This is a genomic window from Pseudomonas sp. NFACC05-1 (genome assembly GCF_900100135.1).
Classification (GTDB): Bacteria; Pseudomonadota; Gammaproteobacteria; order Pseudomonadales; family Pseudomonadaceae; genus Aquipseudomonas; species Aquipseudomonas fluorescens_Q.
The window spans coordinates 1-15,670 of the sequence record NZ_FMTR01000033.1; the positions used below are offsets into that span (position 1 = coordinate 1).

Annotated in this window: 17 protein-coding genes; 10 read left to right on the top strand and 7 right to left on the bottom strand. The window is 63.1% G+C overall.

The genetic code is table 11. The annotated features are described in order from the left end of the window. Positions 1–8: 8 nt before the first annotated feature. Together BLO97_RS27835 and BLO97_RS27840 are read right to left on the bottom strand one after the other, a co-directional pair. Positions 9–1,451 carry an FAD/NAD(P)-binding protein gene (locus BLO97_RS27835; protein WP_092349235.1) on the bottom strand — a complete coding sequence of 481 codons (1,443 nt, stop codon included), beginning with the start codon at positions 1,449–1,451 and terminating at the stop codon, positions 9–11. 15 nt (positions 1,452–1,466) lie between these two features. Beyond that, the gene (locus BLO97_RS27840) at positions 1,467–2,030 is read right to left on the bottom strand and encodes a helix-turn-helix domain-containing protein (RefSeq protein ID WP_092145999.1); all 564 of its coding nucleotides are present in this window, start codon (positions 2,028–2,030) and stop codon (positions 1,467–1,469) included. A 12-nt stretch (positions 2,031–2,042) separates the two neighbouring features. Here BLO97_RS27840 and BLO97_RS27845 point away from each other — a divergent pair, with 12 nt between their 5' ends. From BLO97_RS27845 to BLO97_RS27875, 7 genes are all read left to right on the top strand, one after another. Further along, complete coding sequence (locus BLO97_RS27845; protein ID WP_175489869.1) at positions 2,043–3,047, top strand: DMT family transporter; 1,005 nt, start codon at positions 2,043–2,045, stop codon at positions 3,045–3,047. A 206-nt stretch (positions 3,048–3,253) separates the two neighbouring features. Continuing rightward, a complete protein-coding gene (locus BLO97_RS27850) occupies positions 3,254–6,178 on the top strand; it encodes a monovalent cation/H+ antiporter subunit A (protein WP_092349241.1) in 2,925 nt (974 codons plus the stop codon). Beyond that, positions 6,178–6,522: a Na+/H+ antiporter subunit C gene (locus BLO97_RS27855; RefSeq protein ID WP_007986256.1), complete on the top strand. Its 345-nt coding sequence runs from the start codon at positions 6,178–6,180 to the stop codon at positions 6,520–6,522. The genes BLO97_RS27850 and BLO97_RS27855 overlap by 1 nt, the downstream gene beginning before the upstream one ends. Then, complete coding sequence (locus BLO97_RS27860; RefSeq protein ID WP_092349244.1) at positions 6,519–8,204, top strand: monovalent cation/H+ antiporter subunit D; 1,686 nt, start codon at positions 6,519–6,521, stop codon at positions 8,202–8,204. Before BLO97_RS27855 ends, BLO97_RS27860 begins: the two co-directional genes overlap by 4 nt. After that, positions 8,201–8,689: a Na+/H+ antiporter subunit E gene (locus BLO97_RS27865; protein WP_092349247.1), complete on the top strand. Its 489-nt coding sequence runs from the start codon at positions 8,201–8,203 to the stop codon at positions 8,687–8,689. The genes BLO97_RS27860 and BLO97_RS27865 overlap by 4 nt, the downstream gene beginning before the upstream one ends. Further along, positions 8,686–8,964: a K+/H+ antiporter subunit F gene (locus BLO97_RS27870; protein ID WP_024780040.1), complete on the top strand. Its 279-nt coding sequence runs from the start codon at positions 8,686–8,688 to the stop codon at positions 8,962–8,964. Before BLO97_RS27865 ends, BLO97_RS27870 begins: the two co-directional genes overlap by 4 nt. Next, a complete protein-coding gene (locus BLO97_RS27875) occupies positions 8,961–9,323 on the top strand; it encodes a Na+/H+ antiporter subunit G (RefSeq protein WP_092349250.1) in 363 nt (120 codons plus the stop codon). Before BLO97_RS27870 ends, BLO97_RS27875 begins: the two co-directional genes overlap by 4 nt. Before the next feature lie 190 nt (positions 9,324–9,513). Here the strand turns inward: BLO97_RS27875 and BLO97_RS27880 are convergent, their stop codons facing one another. The 3 genes from BLO97_RS27880 to BLO97_RS27890 all read right to left on the bottom strand — a co-directional run bounded on the left by BLO97_RS27880 (position 9,514) and on the right by BLO97_RS27890 (position 11,732). Then, positions 9,514–9,951, bottom strand: a complete 438-nt coding sequence (locus tag BLO97_RS27880; protein WP_063320692.1) for a DUF3995 domain-containing protein — start codon at positions 9,949–9,951, stop codon at positions 9,514–9,516. A 140-nt stretch (positions 9,952–10,091) separates the two neighbouring features. Next, entirely contained in the window at positions 10,092–11,102 is a 1,011-nt protein-coding gene (locus BLO97_RS27885; protein WP_063320691.1) for an ABC transporter substrate-binding protein, read from the bottom strand. Positions 11,103–11,282: 180 nt separating this feature from the next. Further along, complete coding sequence (locus BLO97_RS27890) at positions 11,283–11,732, bottom strand: hypothetical protein (protein WP_003202850.1); 450 nt, start codon at positions 11,730–11,732, stop codon at positions 11,283–11,285. A gap of 426 nt (positions 11,733–12,158) precedes the next feature. On the opposite strand from BLO97_RS27890, the gene BLO97_RS27895 reads away from it, so the two are divergent. The 3 genes from BLO97_RS27895 to BLO97_RS27905 all read left to right on the top strand — a co-directional run bounded on the left by BLO97_RS27895 (position 12,159) and on the right by BLO97_RS27905 (position 13,079). Then, a complete protein-coding gene (locus tag BLO97_RS27895; protein WP_092146011.1) occupies positions 12,159–12,395 on the top strand; it encodes a hypothetical protein in 237 nt (78 codons plus the stop codon). Between the two features lie 129 nt (positions 12,396–12,524). Continuing rightward, the gene (locus BLO97_RS27900) at positions 12,525–12,755 is read left to right on the top strand and encodes a hypothetical protein (protein ID WP_063320688.1); all 231 of its coding nucleotides are present in this window, start codon (positions 12,525–12,527) and stop codon (positions 12,753–12,755) included. An 87-nt stretch (positions 12,756–12,842) separates the two neighbouring features. Beyond that, complete coding sequence (locus tag BLO97_RS27905) at positions 12,843–13,079, top strand: DUF2789 family protein (RefSeq protein WP_072341896.1); 237 nt, start codon at positions 12,843–12,845, stop codon at positions 13,077–13,079. 256 nt (positions 13,080–13,335) lie between these two features. On the opposite strand, the gene BLO97_RS27910 is transcribed toward BLO97_RS27905, so the two are convergent. Then, the gene (locus tag BLO97_RS27910) at positions 13,336–14,940 is read right to left on the bottom strand and encodes a methyl-accepting chemotaxis protein (protein ID WP_092146013.1); all 1,605 of its coding nucleotides are present in this window, start codon (positions 14,938–14,940) and stop codon (positions 13,336–13,338) included. Between the two features lie 180 nt (positions 14,941–15,120). Then, positions 15,121–15,525 (bottom strand): TraR/DksA family transcriptional regulator, encoded by a 405-nt coding sequence (locus BLO97_RS27915; protein ID WP_003202859.1) that lies wholly within the window; start codon positions 15,523–15,525, stop codon positions 15,121–15,123. Positions 15,526–15,670 lie beyond the last annotated feature (145 nt).

The window sequence follows — 15,670 nt, forward strand, 5'->3', positions numbered from 1 at the left end:
GTCCCACTTCAATTTTGGGTTTGCCACTCAACCAACCGCGCCGCCAGCGCCTTGGCCTGGCTCGCCACGTCGGTCACGGCGGTGCTTTCCCACCACATCCCCCGCAACGGCGGCCCCATGGCGAACAGCCGCTGGGCGGGGGCCCCTTGGGCGTCCAGCACCGCACCGTCAGGCCGGGCGGCAATGCCCAGGGCCAGCGGCCCCGGCTGGATCAGACCGCGAGCCAGCAACTGCTGCGGCAACGGTCGCGCCACGCGGCGCCAGTCATATTCAATACCGCTGGAGTTGATCAGCGCCGCGCCCTGCACCACGGTCAGCCCGGCCTCACCCCGACGGCGGATGCGGATACCCACCGTGCCCTCGGCGGACGCCGCCAGCCCCTTGAACGATGCCGCCTGGATCCGCAACCGCCCTTCTTCATGCAGACGCGCCACCAGTTCGGCGCTCAGCGGTGGCGAACGATGGTGGTGGCTCTCCCACCATGGCCGTACATGCCGGACGAACTGCCGGCGTTGCACATCGCTGGCCTGGCTCCACAAGCGCCCGATGTGGGCGCGCACCGTGTCCAGCGGCGCCTGCCAATCAATGCCCTCGGCCTGGGCCCGGCGGCATTGCTCGCGCAGGGCCCGCATCAACTGAAGTGGCGACCGCAGGCTGTGATCGTCGGCGAGGAAATCCACCCAGGCGGGTGGCTGGCGGCGCACATGAGGCAACAAACCATGACGGGAAAACACTTCGATCGGGCCACGGTGCCCGGCCTGCTCCAGGGACACCACGGCATCGACCATGGTCAGCCCCGAGCCGATGATCAGCACCGTGGACTGCGGATCGAGCTGGCGCATCGCAGCCACATCCCAGGGGTCCAGGGCTGCGGCATTCAAGCCGCTGGATTCGGTTTGCGGGGTGCGTGCCGCCGGGAACATGCCGGTGGCCAGCACCGCGAAACGGCCACGTAAGAGTTGGCCGTCGTCCAGCGTCACCATCACGGCATCGTCGGCAACCCGTAGGTCCACGGCCTCCCCACGCACGTGCTCGGCAGTCGAACCGTTTCGTGCGCCCAACTCGCGAGCCTCGGCCAGCCGTTGTTGCACATAGAGGCCAAACATCCCCCGGGGCGGGAACAACTCGCTGACCGGTACATGCTGCTGATCCGACTCGGGCCAGCCGCCGGCTTCGATGAATGCGGTAAGCCATTGGGTCAGGTCGTCGGCGTTGTCCGGGTCGACGCTCATGCGCGCCGCGTTGCCGTTCAAGGTGTGCCCCAGCTCCACGGCACTGTAGGCCTCGCCCCGACCCAACTCAACGCGCGGTTCGACGATCATTACCTCGCGTCGGCCCGGCAGGCGCAGCAACTGCGCGGCCAGCATGGCACCGCTCAGGCCACCGCCGATGATCAGGATATCGGCTTGGCGGGTGAGGCTGCTCGTCTGTCGATCCAACGCTGTGTCCATGCCGCTCTCCAGGGATCAAATCACCACATTGCGTACGAATCTCGCCGCCACCGGCCCATCGTTGCGATAGGCATGGGGCTGGTTGCTGGCGAACATGAAAAACTCCCCGGCACCAATCCGGCGTTCCTCACTGCCCAACAGCAGCGTCAGGCAGCCCTCGAAGACATAAAGCTGCTCGCTCCAACCGTCGGCGTCGGGTTCGCAATGGTAATGCTCGCCGGGCTCCAGGCGCCATTCCCAGAGTTCGACTTCGCGGCTGGCGGTGGCTTTTGCCAGCAATACGGCTTTGCTGCCCGCGATGGTGCCGGCCCAGGCCAGCTCGTTGATGCGGCTCGGATCGCGGGCGTCGGGCGCCTGGATCAAGTCGCTGAAGGCTACGTCGAGGGCTTCGGCCACCCGGTCCAGGGTGGTCAGGCTGACGTTCTTTTCCCCGGCCTCGATGGCCACCAGCATGCGCCGGCTGACCCCGGACAATTCCGCCAGCGCGGTCTGGCTGAGCTGCGCGGCATGGCGCAGACGACGGATGTTCTGGCTGACGTGTTGCAGGACGGAAGCCCGCTGGCCGGATTCTTTGTGCACTATATTGCTCACATGGTAGGGCTGCGCATTATACTGCCCAACTTCGGGCGCATTGTGCGTCCGCCTCAAGTGGCGCGCAAGGTCATGGCATCGGTGAATTCCCCTCAAGCTTCCTCCCGTTTCTCAAGGTTCAGCAAGGCCGAATGCGTGCTGGTGCTGATCACCATGATCTGGGGTGGGACCTTCCTGCTGGTGCAGCACGCCATGACGGTCAGCGGGCCGATGTTTTTCGTTGGCCTGCGCTTTGCCGCCGCGGCGGCGTTTGTCGCGCTGTTTTCCTGGCGGCATCTGCGGGACCTGACCCTCTTCGAACTCAAGGCCGGCTGCTTTATCGGCGTGGCGATCATGCTCGGCTACGGCCTGCAGACCGTCGGCCTGCAAACCATCCCCAGCAGCCAATCGGCGTTCATCACCGCGCTTTACGTGCCATTCGTGCCCTTGCTGCAATGGCTGGTGTTGGGCCGTCGACCGGGCTTGATGCCGAGCATCGGCATCATGCTGGCGTTTACCGGGTTGATGCTGGTGTCGGGCCCGGCCGGAGCCTCGCTGAACTTCAGCCCCGGTGAAATCGCCACGTTGATCAGCGCCATCGCGATTGCCGCCGAAATCATCCTGATCAGCGCCTATGCCGGCCAGGTCGATGTGCGCCGGGTAACCGTGGTGCAACTGGCAAGCACCGCGGTGCTGGCGTTTCTGATGGTGGTGCCGACCCAGGAAGCGATCCCGGCGTTCTCCTGGCTGCTGCTGGTCAGCGCCGTTGGCCTGGGAGCCGCCAGTGCAGCCATTCAGGTGGCGATGAACTGGGCGCAGAAAAGCGTCTCGCCCACCCGCGCCACGCTGATCTATGCCGGCGAGCCGGTGTGGGCCGGCATTGCCGGGCGCCTGGCGGGCGAACGGTTGCCGGCGATTGCCTTGTTCGGCGCGGCGCTGATCGTCGCGGCGGTGATTGTCAGTGAGTTGAAGACCCGCAACAAAGACACCATCCCAGTCGATGAAGGGCTTGAACAGGAAGGTTGAGGCCGGCCAGCAATCCATTGTTCGCCGAAAAAACCACCACCCTCGACAGTGGCCATCCCGACATTGACGGCGCGTGCAAGGTCATCTGGAACCCTGCAAGGTCGGAAAACCCCACCTACCTTGTAGGATTCTGCGACACCCTCGCGGTTGGTGATCGGGAATACGCCACGTATGATCCCTCACAACCTCCCGCCGAATAGAAGCCTATGTCACTGATAGTTCTATTGCTTTTGCCCTTCATCGGCAGCTGTGTCGCGGCGCTGCTGCCGCATAACGCCCGTAACGCCGAATCACTGCTGGCCGGCCTCGTCGCCCTGGCCGGCACGGTTCAGGTGGCCTTGCTGTACCCGCAGATCGCCGACGGCGGTGTGATCCGTGAGCACTACACCTGGTTGCCCAGCCTGGGCCTGGACTTCGTGCTGCGCCTGGACGGGTTCGCCTGGCTGTTTTCGTTGCTGGTGCTGGGCATCGGCACGCTGGTGTCGCTGTACGCTCGCTACTACATGTCGCCGGACGATCCGGTGCCGCGCTTCTTCGCCTTCTTCCTGGCGTTCATGGGCGCCATGCTCGGGCTGGTGATCTCCGGCAACCTGATCCAGATGGTGTTCTTCTGGGAACTGACCAGCCTGTTCTCCTTCCTGTTGATCGGCTACTGGCACCACCGCGCCGACGCTCGGCGCGGTGCCTATATGGCGTTGATGGTGACCGGTGCCGGCGGGCTTTGCCTGCTGGCGGGGGTGATGCTGCTCGGCCATGTGGTGGGCAGCTATGACCTGGACAAGGTCCTGGCCGCCGGCGACCTGATCCGGGCCCATGCCCTCTACCCTATCCTGCTGCCGCTGATCCTGGTCGGCGCCCTGAGCAAAAGCGCGCAATTTCCTTTCCACTTCTGGCTCCCCCATGCCATGGCCGCGCCCACGCCGGTGTCGGCGTATCTGCACTCGGCGACCATGGTCAAGGCCGGGGTGTTCCTGCTGGCGCGGCTGTGGCCGTCGCTGTCGGGTAGCGAAGAGTGGTTCTACATCGTCGGCGGCGCAGGCGCCTGTACGTTGCTGCTAGGCGCCTACTGCGCGATGTTCCAGAACGACCTCAAGGGTCTGCTGGCCTACTCCACCATCAGCCACCTCGGGCTGATCACCCTGCTGTTGGGCCTGAACAGTCCGCTGGCGGCCGTGGCGGCGGTGTTTCATATCCTCAACCACGCCACCTTCAAGGCGTCGCTGTTCATGGCCGCCGGGATCATCGACCACGAAAGCGGCACCCGGGATATCCGCAAACTCAGTGGCCTCGTGCGGCTGATTCCGTTCACCGCCACACTGGCCATGGTCGCCAGCGCAGCGATGGCCGGGGTACCGCTGCTCAATGGTTTCCTGTCCAAGGAAATGTTCTTCGCCGAGACCGTGTTCATTTCTGCCACGGCCTGGGTCGAACTGGCGCTGCCGATCATCGCCACCATCGCCGGGACCCTCAGCGTCGCCTACTCCTTGCGGTTCACCGTGGATGTGTTCTTCGGCCCCGCCGCCACCGACCTGCCCCATACCCCCCACGAACCACCGCGCTGGATGCGCGCCCCAGTGGAATTGCTGGTGTTCACCTGCCTGGTGGTGGGGATCTTTCCGGCCCAAGTGGTCGGCTCGTTGCTCGCGGCAGCCGCGTTGCCGGTGGTGGGCGGCACGCTGCCTGAATACAGCCTGGCGATCTGGCACGGCCTGAACGCACCGATGATCATGAGCCTGGTGGCCATGTCCGGCGGTATCGTCCTGTACCTGCTGCTGCGCAATCAGTTCCGGCAAGGCCACATCAAGCACCCGCCGTTCATTGGCCGGCTCAGTGGCAAGCGACTGTTCGAGCGTTGCCTGGTGTTGATGATGCGCCAGGGGCGGCGCCTGGAACGGCTGATCAGCACCCGCCGCCTGCAGGCCCAATTGTTCTGGCTGGTCCTCGCTGCGGTGCTTGCCGGGCTGATTCCGATGCTGCACAGCACATTGGTCTGGGGCGACCGGCCGAAGATCCCCGGTTCCATCGTCTTCGTCAGCCTGTGGCTGCTGGCGATCGCCTGTGCCCTGGGCGCGGCCTGGCAGGCCAAGTATCACCGGCTCGCGGCCCTGACCATGGTCAGTGTCTGCGGCCTGATGACCTGCGTGACCTTCGTCTGGTTCTCCGCCCCCGACCTGGCCTTGACGCAACTGGTGGTGGAAGTGGTGACCACCGTGCTGATCCTGCTGGGCCTGCGCTGGCTGCCACGGCGGATCGAGGACGTCTCGCCGCTGCCCAACAGCGAGCGGCGCGCGCGCATCCGGCGCCTGCGGGACTTGCTGCTGTCCATCGCGGTGGGCGGCGGCATGGCGTTGCTCTCCTACGCCATGCTGACGCGGCAGACGCCCAACGACATTTCTTCGTTCTACCTCAGTCGCGCCCTGCCCGAAGGCGGTGGCAGCAATGTGGTGAACGTGATGCTGGTGGACTTCCGCGGCTTCGACACCCTGGGGGAAATCACCGTGCTGGTGGCGGTGGCCCTGGCGGTGTTCGCCCTGCTGCGGCGTTTCCGCCCACCTAAGGAAAGCATGCAGCTACCGGCGCAACAGCGTCTGCTGGCGCCGGACGTGGTCACCGACCTGGTCAACCCGCGCCATGCCAGCGACACCGCATTGGGCTTCATGATGGTGCCGTCGGTGCTGGTGCGCCTGCTGCTACCAATCGCCCTGGTGGTGTCGTTCTACCTGTTCATGCGCGGCCACAACCAACCGGGCGGTGGCTTCGTCGCCGGGCTGGTGATGTCGGTGGCGTTCATCCTGCAGTACATGGTCGCCGGTACCCAGTGGGTCGAGGCGCAAATGAGCCTGCGGCCGCTGCGCTGGATGGGCACCGGGCTGTTGTTCGCCACCGCCACCGGCCTGGGAGCGATGGCCGTGGGGTATCCGTTCCTGACCACCCACACCTGGCATTTCGAATTACCGCTGCTGGGTGATCTCCATGTGGCCAGCGCGCTGTTTTTCGATATCGGCGTGTACGCCGTGGTGGTCGGCTCCACCCTGTTGATCCTCACCGCCCTGGCGCACCAGTCGGTGCGGGCCCATAAGCCGGGCCTGCAAGCCAAACCCGTCGCCCCCGTCAAAGGAGCCACCGCCTGATGGAAGAAGTCATCGCAATCGCAATCGGCGTACTGGCCGCCTCCGGGGTCTGGTTGATCTTGCGGCCACGGACCTTCCAGGTGGTCATGGGCCTGTGCCTGCTGTCCTACGGCGTCAACCTGTTCATCTTCAGCATGGGCAGCCTGTTCATCGGCAAGGAGCCGATCATCAAGGATGGCGTACCCCAGGACCTGCTGCACTACACCGACCCACTGCCCCAAGCCTTGGTGCTGACGGCCATCGTGATCAGCTTCGCCATGACCGCGCTGTTCCTAGTGGTGCTGCTGGCCTCCCGGGGCCTGACCGGCACCGACCACGTGGACGGCCGGGAGCCCAAGGAATGATGTTGACGCCTCATCTGATCGCCGCGCCCATCCTGCTGCCGCTGCTGACCGCCGCGCTGATGTTGATGCTGGGCGAGAAACACCGCCCGCTCAAGGCGCGGATCAACCTGCTTTCCAGTCTGCTGGGCCTGGGCATCGCCGTGCTGTTGTTGTACTGGACCCAGGACCAGACCCTGCCCGCGTCCATTGGCGTGTACCTGCCGGGCAACTGGCAGGCACCGTTTGGCATTGTGCTGGTGGTCGATCGCCTGTCGGCGCTGATGCTGGTGCTGACCGGCATCATCGGCGTCTGCGCCCTGCTCTTCGCCACGGCCCGCTGGCACGGCGCCGGTGCGAGCTTCCACGCGCTGTTCCAGATCCAGTTGATGGGTCTCTACGGCGCCTTCCTGACAGCGGACCTGTTCAACTTGTTCGTGTTCTTCGAAGTGCTGCTGGCGGCCTCCTACGGCTTGATGCTGCACGGCTCGGGCCGGGCGCGGGTGTCGTCGGGGCTGCATTACATTTCCATCAATCTGTTGGCCTCATCGCTGTTCCTGATCGGCGCGGCATTGATCTATGGCGTCACCGGCACCTTGAACATGGCCGACCTGGCCCTGAAGGTACCCCTGGTGCCGGAAGCCGACCGTGGCTTGCTGCACGCCGGGGCCGGCATCCTTGCAGTGGCGTTCCTGGCCAAGGCCGGCATGTGGCCGCTGAACTTCTGGCTGGTGCCGGCCTACAGCGCCGCCAGCGCACCGGTGGCGGCGCTGTTTGCGATCATGACCAAGGTCGGCGTCTACACGATCCTGCGCCTGTGGACGTTGCTGTTCTCCGGCCAAGCCGGCGCCTCGGCGTATTTCGGTGCCGACTGGCTGGTCTACGGCGGCATGGCGACCATCGTCTGCGCCGCCATCGCCATTCTCGCGGCCCAACGCCTGGAGCGCATGGCGAGCCTGAGCATCCTGGTATCGGCCGGGATCCTGTTGTCAGCCATCGGCTTCGCCCAACCCAACCTGGTGGGCGCAGCGCTGTTTTACCTGGTGAGTTCGACCCTGGCGCTCTGCGCGCTGTTCTTGCTGGCCGAGCTGATCGAGCGTTCGCGCTCGGCCAATGAACTGACCCTGGACGATGACTTCGACACCTTGCCGCGACCGCTGGAAGCCCTGCAACCGCCCAAGGGCATCAACCTCGATGACGAGCAGAAAGCCGTGGTCGGGCAAGTGATTCCCTGGACCATGGCCTTCCTTGGCTTGAGCTTTATCTTCTGTGCGCTGTTGATTATCGGCATGCCGCCGTTGTCGGGGTTCATCGGCAAGCTGAGCCTGCTCAGCGCCCTGCTCAATCCCCAGGGGCTCGGTGCCAGCGCCGGGGCACTGCTGTCGAACCAGGCCTGGGGCTTGTTGGCGTTATTGATCCTGTCGGGGCTGGCCTCGTTGATCGCCTTCTCGCGCCTGGGCATCCAGCGCTTCTGGACGCCGCAGGAGCGACCCTCGCCATTGCTGCGGCCGTTCGAATGCCTGCCAATCATCGTGCTGCTGGGCCTGGGCATCGCCCTGACTTTCAAGGCCGAGCCGTTGCTGCGCTACACCCAATCCGCTGCCGATGCGCTGAACAACCCGGAACATTATGTGATGTCGGTACTCGCCACCCGCGCCGTGCCCAACCCAGAGACCCGCGCCGCGTTGCAGGAGGTGCAGCCATGAAGCGCCTGTTTCCCGCCCCGTGGTTGTCCCTGGCGTTGTGGTTGCTGTGGCTGGTGTTGAACGTGTCCGTCAGCGCCGGTCATCTGCTGCTGGGCGCTGCGCTGGGCTTCCTGGCCCCGTTGATGATGCGCCCGTTGCGCCCGCGGCCCATCCGTATCCGCCGGCCGAGGGTGGTGTTGCGCTTGTTCCTGCTGGTGGGCCGGGATGTGCTGGTGTCCAACGTGGCGGTGGCCTGGGGTGTGCTGAACGCCGGGCGCCGCCCGCCTCGCTCGCGGTTCATCAAGGTGCCGCTGGACCTGCACGACGCCAATGGACTGGCCGCGCTGTCGATGATCACCACGGTGATTCCGGGGACGGTCTGGTCGGAACTGGCCCTGGACCGCAGCATCCTGTTGATGCATGTGTTCGATCTGGAGGACGAGGCGTCATTCATCGCGCATTTCAAGGCCACCTACGAGCGCCCGTTGATGGAGATTTTCCAATGAGCCCCTTGCTGTCCAATGCGATCCTGTTGAGCCTGTTCCTGTTCTCCCTGGCGATGGTGTTGACCCTGCTGCGGCTGTTCAAGGGCCCGTCGGCCCAGGACCGGGTACTGGCCCTGGACTATCTGTACATCGTGGCGATGCTGATGATGCTGGTGCTGGGCATCCGATATGCCAGTGACACCTATTTCGAGGCGGCCCTGCTGATCGCCCTGTTCGGCTTTGTCGGCTCGTTTGCCCTGGCCAAGTTCCTGTTGCGTGGCGAGGTGATCGAATGACCGGCGAATTGTCGATGTGGGTGGAAATCCCGGTGGCGATCCTGCTGGTGCTCAGCAGTCTGTTCGCCTTGATCGGGGCGATCGGCCTGGTGCGCTTGAAGGACTACTTCCAGCGCATGCACCCGCCGGCCCTGGCTTCCACGCTGGGGGCCTGGTGCGTGGCGCTGGCTTCGATCGTGTATTTTTCGGCGCTCAAATCCGGGCCGGTGCTGCACGCCTGGCTGATACCGATCCTGCTGTCCATCACCGTCCCGGTGACCACCCTGCTGCTGGCCCGGGCGGCGTTGTTTCGCAAGCGCATGGCGGGGGATGATGTGCCGGCGGAAGTGAGCAGCCGCAGCACAGAGGACGGTCGCTAATCCGTGAGGTAAACCGAGCCCCTGAGCCGGACACAGTTGTGGCGAGGGGATTTATCCCCGCTCGAGTGCGCAGCGCTCGCCAGATTTTCGATTCAAATACAAGAATTCGGGGCCGCTTCGCAGCCCAGCGGGGATAAATCCCCTCGCCACAACAACGGCATCACTCAAACCTATTGCACCACATCGCTGCTCAGGCCCATGCCACCGCCAGCAACCCTGCCCCGAGCACCACGCACAACGGTGAATAAACCCAGGTGTCGAGCCTGGCGAAGGTCGAGCCCTTGACCTCCTTGAAGAAACCCACCAGCTCCGACTCGCCAATGGCCCGGGCGAACATCAGCAAGGCAATCGCGCTGATCAGCCACTGCAACGCCCGATGAGTGACCGGCTGCGCCAGCAGGCCGACCCGCAGGCAGACCAGCAGCGCCACCATCAGCAGGGCCAGGGCCACCAGCAAGGTCAACCAGCCTGAGGGATCGAACGCCGGTCGCAGCGCCTCCCCCTGCTTCACCGGCACCTGAGGCACCACTGCCTTGGCCGCCCACCGCCCACCCAGGGCCCAATACATATGAATCAAGCTGATGGTCGCAAACACTGCGACCAGCGACCGAGCCAACACAAGCGTCATCTCGCCAGCCTCCTGAAAAGAGTTGAACAATCATCCTAGCTGGAATTTGGCATTTCGCTGGACGGGCGTAGGTTGCCAGTTTCCAGCGAATGACTCATTGCCCAGGATCAAGAGTTCAACCTGCTGGCGCGCGAGCCCTCCTACAGGCCCGCGGAGACCTTATCTGCCACTTCCTTGGGCAGCCAGGCCTGCCAGACCTGCGGATGTGCCTTGAGGAACGCCTCGGCGGCTTCACGGGGTGGGATGCGTTTCTCACTCATGTCGGCCAGGGCCTTGTTCAACGGCTCGATGGGCAAATCGACCTTGCTGAAGAACTCGGCAATGTCCGGGTATTGCTTCTGGAACGGCGCAGATACGCCAATCGACAGTTTCGAGGCCAGTGAGCGGGTCGGCTTCGGGTTGGGGTTATCGGCGTCGGTCAGGGTTTTCCAGGCCTCGGCATCGAACGGCGGCTCTTGCAACTGCACCAGCTTGAAGCGCCCGAGCAGTGGCGTGGGCGACCAGTAATAAAACAGAATCGGCTTGCCCCGGCGGATCGTCGAGCTGATTTCCGCATCCAGCGCCGCCCCCGAACCGCTGCGAAAATTCACGTAGCTGTCAGACAGGCCATACGCCTTGAGCTTCTGTTTGTTGACCACCTCGGAGGTCCAGCCAATGGGGCTGTTGAGGAAGCGGCCCTTGTCGGGGCTCTCCGGATCCTTGAACACATGCTTGTAGCGCGCCAGGTCCTCGACACTGCGCAGGTCCGGCGCCAGGGGCTTGATGCCCTTGGCCGGATCCCCCTTGATGACGTATTCGGGCACCCACCAACCTTCCGTCGCGCCTTTGACCGTATCACCCAAGGCGACCACCTTGCCTTCGGCCTCGGCCTTGACCCACACCGGGCTGCGGCCGGCCCATTCCTCGCCGATCACCTGGATGTCGTTATTGGCCAGGGCGGTTTCCAGGGTGATGGTGGTGCCCGGCAATGTGTCGGTCTGCAACCCATAGCCTTTTTCGACGATGATCCGCAGGATATCGGTGATCAGGCTGCCACTTTCCCAGTTCAAGTCAGCGAAGTGAATCGGCGCTGACGCGGCCAACGTCGGGAACGGCGAAACCAACACAGTGAAGGTGGCCCAGGCAGCCAGCCACTGTCGAACTCGTTTCATGCTTTTAACCTCGTACCAAACGCAGCAATGGCTGAACGGCCCTGCGTCACCGAACGCAAGCCTCTGAATAGTTCAGTCAATTGACTGTAGCCGAGGTTCCAGCGATATCTCGTTAAAACTGTAACCGGTCCAGGGCGACCGAGGCGACCGAGGCCCCCGCGCTCACCGGCACTGCCCGCCTCATTCGCTGGCCTTGAACGTCACCAGTTCGCCCTTGCGCCACTTGGCGGCCTTGGCGGTGACCGCCTTCAGGGTCTTGGTCAAGCCTTCTTGCAGTTGTTCGTTGGCCGCAAACACGGTCACCACGCTGTGGCCTTCCTTGAACAGGATTGCCTGACCACCGGGGGTCGTGACGAAGGCGTAATCACCGAGGCCATAGACCGTCAGCTTGATTTCGCGAAAGCGGATTTCAAACTTGCCACCTTCGCGGCTGGGCAACACCGCTGCGCGAAAATGATCACCAACCTTGAGTTCGAGCCTGGGCTTGTCATCGACCACCAGGGCCGACTCAGTGTCGATTTCGGCGACATAAATACCTTCGGCGGTCTGCTCGGTGATGTAGACGAAACGTGACTGGAAGAGTTTGACCAGTTTTGCCCGCAGGTCACCAAGTACGAATAACGCATGCATGTCGAGATTACTTACTGCCAAGGAAACATCCCCATCTTTGAAAAAGGCCCGCCCCTCGGAAAGGACGGACCACGAGAACCCGTGCCGACTGTAACGTCGTAATGGACCTGTAACTGAAATTCGAAGTGAACGGCGCGCCCTGTCCCGGGCCGAGAGCAGACTATAGGTTGCCGCTCTCGCCGTCTTTCCCGGGGGGTCGCCAGAGGCTGAAGGAAAAAGCCACTCTGAGCATCGGAAAAGATGGGACTACTAACTTTAGGGAAATTTCTCACTTAAAAAAGCATTTTTCTGACATCGAGCCCAAAAAAAATTGCTTTAGATAGGCAAGCCGTCCACACGGTGCTGCCGATTCTAGAGCAGCCAGAGGCGTGGAGACTACCCAAACTGCTCGGCAATTCGTCGGTAAACCATAGAAAAGGAATTCACATGGCTACTTTCACAACCCTGATCCAACCTGAAGCCCCTTGTGTCGTCGAGACATCCGACACGTTCGACAGGGTCGACTGCCTGCCTGTCTCGTTGATTCAACCGCGTTACCGGGTCGTCCTGGCCGGCAAGTGCTTTTTCCATATTGAGGAAACATCCACTGGACGTGTAAGAGGATTCCGCACCGATCATAACGAGGCCTGCCACCTGGCCAGGCGTCTGGAACGAAGTGCCTGAGCTCATATGCGCCCCTTCATGACTTAACTCAGCCGCCGACAGGCAACTGCTGCCATACTGCCTGCCCGCGAAGACCGTCACCCATTGACGGATCGCGCACCCACACCATGACTTTTGAGAAGGCGCGACGTGACGGAATTTGATATCGGCGAATTTTTTATCCGGGGCGAAGCCAGAGAGGTCGAAGGCGAGTTCCAGGCCGTCATCGTGATGCGCGCCAAACCGCCCCTGACCACGGTCAGTTGGCACCAAGTGGAAAAAGATCGCTGGTTCAAGACCGCGGAAATTGCTGCCGAGGCCGCCCGGGAAGCCGCCAGGGCGCTGAAAGCCGCAGTGGATGAAGGGGCCTTGAAAGCCTGAGTCCGATCGAACTCCTGACCAGCGCTTGCCTCAGATAAAGGGAAGCAACCGAGGCGCCATGACGGCGCCCGCCCAAAGGAGAACCCCATGGAACAGCCTTCGCACGAACTCAGCACCCTGTTCGACCAACTCGGCCTGCCCTCGGACGGCAAAGCCATCGACGATTTCATCGTGGCACACCCACTGGCCCCGGAGGTCAAGCTGGTGGAGGCCGATTTCTGGTCGGACCAGCAGAAAGACTTGCTGCGCGAATGGCTGCTCGCCGACGGTGAAGAGGCGGTGCTGGTGGATCAGTTGAATGTGCGGCTGCATGACGGTAAATAGCAGCCAGGACCTTTGGCCAAGACTGCTATAGCAGCCAGGACCTTGGACTGAGTGCAAGGCAGCTCTTGTGGCCTACCAACGGATGAATGTGGCGAGGGGATTTATCCCCGCTCGGCTGCGCAGCAGTCGCCCTCGAGCGCTGTTGGCTCGGTGTGTCAGGCTAGCTGTGTCCAGCCTTTTTAGGGCTGCTACGCAGCCCAACGGGGATAAATCCCCTCGCCACAAAGGTGTCCTGCCACATCGATGCCGTTCCGACCTAGCGCGGCTTCTCGGGTTTGTAGCCCAGCCGCAAACCACCCCAATGACGCCCCTTGAGCATGATCGGCACGGAGAGATCGTGCATCAGTTCTCCCGTGTCGCGGGTGTAGGTCTGCAGCAACACCGGCTGTTGATGGCTGCCGCAGCGAATCCCGGTGCGGTCGGAGAACTTGCGTTTGGTCCGGTTATTGAGCGTGTCCACCTGTGGATCGCCGGTCAACGGCTGGCTGAAGACCTTGTTATGGGTGGGCACGTAGCCCTGCTGAGTGCAGGCAATCGCGAACACCAGGCCCTCGTGCCGGGCCAGCAAGGGTTCCTGGATCGCCGGCAGCACCTGATCGGTATAGCGGTCGAAACGGGTCTGGTATTTGGCGGGTTGGGTGTTGGGGATGGGCTGGTAATTACGGTCGAACAGATCCTCCAGGCTGACACGGCCCTGGTCGATGTCCGCTTCGAACTGCGCGGCGATCTGGCTCGCCCCTTCCCGTGCCAGGTCATAGACCCGTTGGTGATAATCGTCGAGGCCCACTTGGGCCAGGCGTTCGCTGATGGTTTCGGCCTGGCCTTCCATTTGCACCGCCGCTTCGGCCAGGCGCTGGGTCTGCTGGTCGCTGATGGACAGGTCGCCACGCATCTGCTCGATGGCGTGGAACAGGCTGTCGAGTTGTTCGCGATTGGTGTCGGTACCTTCGGCGATGGCGCTGACCTGGGTTTCGACGCCGGCGGCGAGCCGGGCGATGTTTTCCAGGTGTTGGCCGGTGTGCTCGACCTGCTGCACGCCAATGTCCAGGTCAGCGGCCAGTTGACGGATCTGCTCCACCACCTGGGCGGTGCGTTGCTGGATGTCGGCCACCATCACCCCGACCTCGCCGGTCGCCGCCGCCGTGCGCCCGGCCAGGCCACGGACCTCATCGGCCACCACCGCGAACCCACGGCCATGCTCACCGGCCCGCGCGGCCTCGATGGCCGCGTTCAGTGCCAGCAGGTTGGTCTGGCTGGCGATCGACTGAATCACCAGGCTGACCCGCTGGATTTCATCGCTGCGCACGCTCAAGGCCTCGATCAACTCGCGACTGTCGTTTGCGCGCTGGCTGAGCTGGTGCATGCGGCTGATGGATTCCACCAGCTCGCTGCGCCCGGCCACACTGCTGCGATGGGCCTCGCTGGCGGCGCCCAGGGCTTGCTGGCTGAGTTGCGAAGTGGCTTGCTCGGTGGCGATCATCGATTCGGCATTGCTGACGATTTGCGCCGCCGCATCGAGTTGCGACTGGACCTTGCCAGCCAATTGCTTGACCGAATAGGCGACACCGGCCGCCGACAGCGCGTTATGGCTGGTGGTGTAGGACAGGTCGCGGGTCAGCTCGGCCAGTGTGTCGGTCGCGGGTGCGGGCGCCGCGGCCACGCGCGAACGCAAGCGCGGCAACCAGACGATGAGCATGACCAGCGGCAGGCCCAGGTACAGCGACCAGCCGCCCAAAGCCATGCCGCACAGCAGCAATGCCAGGGCGAGACTCTGCAAGGTCGGCGTCAGCCAGCGCGCCGTGCTGTTCGTCCCAGGTACCGAGGCCGGCACCGCACCCGCCAGAGATCCGTCTGTCGCCATGTTCGTCACCCACGCTTCTCGTTGTTATGAATGCATTAAACGCCACTACAGAGCCATTATCCATGGTCCATTAGTCGCGTTCTTGCAGCAGATCAACGGGAGTAGACGTACGAGCACGGGCGAAAGCAAAAGATCGCGGCCTTCGTCAAAAGGTCGCGATCTTTTTTTGGAAAACGCGAATCAGGCCTGACGCTGGTGCTTGTCGATCTGTTCGTGACGTTCCTGGGCTTCGATGCAGTACTTGGTGGTCGGGCTGATCAGCAGGCGCTTGAGGCCGATCGGCTCGCCGCTGTCGTCGCACCAGCCGAAGCTGTCGTCGTTGATACGGTCCAGGGCCTGCTCCAACTGAGGCAGCATGCGCTGGTCGCGATCAATGGCGTTGACCAGCCAGGTACGCTCTTCTTCTACGGAAGCAGCGTCCGCCGGGTCAGCCGGGGTGTCCAGGCTCTCAATGGCGATTCGGTTCTGTTCGATGCGCTCGTGGGTTTCGACTTTCATGTTCTGCAACAGCTTGGTGAAGAAAGCCAGCTGCTCGGCATTCATGTAGTCATCCGCCGGCATGGCCAGCAACTTTTCCTTTGTCATTGATATCTCTATAAAAAAACGTGCATTAAGGCGAATTATTGAGCGTCCCGCAGCGCAGCTGCCACGCTCATCAGGAAGGCGCCGTCTATTCCAAGCGCCACCCGGCACTCAATTTACGAGGGGCGGCAGTCTAAGGCCGAGTCGA